1 pseudogene is annotated in these 577 nt (G+C 71.4%); it reads left to right on the top strand.

Annotation, left to right across the window (positions count from 1 at the left end):
- Positions 1 to 577: pseudogene (locus VXC91_RS46705) on the top strand (ISKra4 family transposase); the annotation flags it as partial.

Below are 577 nucleotides of genomic sequence, written 5' to 3'. Positions count from 1 at the left end.
CGCCGAACCCGCGCCACGTACGGTCGACGACATCATCACCGACCCCGACCGGCACGACGACGCCGTCCACGGCGCGGCGCCCGAGCGCCGCCAGGGGCCGAAAGCCCGGTCGAAGTGGCTGTGCGGCTCGGTGAACGACACCGCCGCGCAGATCGTGGCCGCCCTGTTCGACCAGGCAGAGCACCGCGACCCCGGCCACCGCCGCCCGTGGGTCGTCCTGGTCGACGGGGCCCGCCATCAGATCGACCTCATCAAGGCCGAAGCACAGCAGCGCGGCGTGGACGTCCACATCATCGTCGACCTGATCCACGTGCTCGAATATCTATGGCGAGCAGCCTGGTGCCTGCACGACAGCGGCGACGCCTGTGCCGAGAGCTGGGTCGCCCGCCACGCCCGCGTCCTGCTGGGCGGCGGCGTGCAGCAGACCGCCACCGCACTCGATGCAGCCGCCCGCGCTGCCGGACTGCGTGACGCCCATCGCAAGGGCATCGACGAGGCCGTGAACTACCTGACCGGCAAGGCCGAGTACCTGCGCTACGACACCGCCCTGGAACACGGCTGGCCGATCGCCACCGGA

The organism is Streptomyces chiangmaiensis, assembly GCF_036281785.1.
GTDB lineage: Bacteria > Actinomycetota > Actinomycetes > Streptomycetales > Streptomycetaceae > Streptomyces > Streptomyces chiangmaiensis.
Note: the sequence above shows the minus strand (reverse complement) of the source record. Positions and strands in the feature narration are given on the sequence as shown.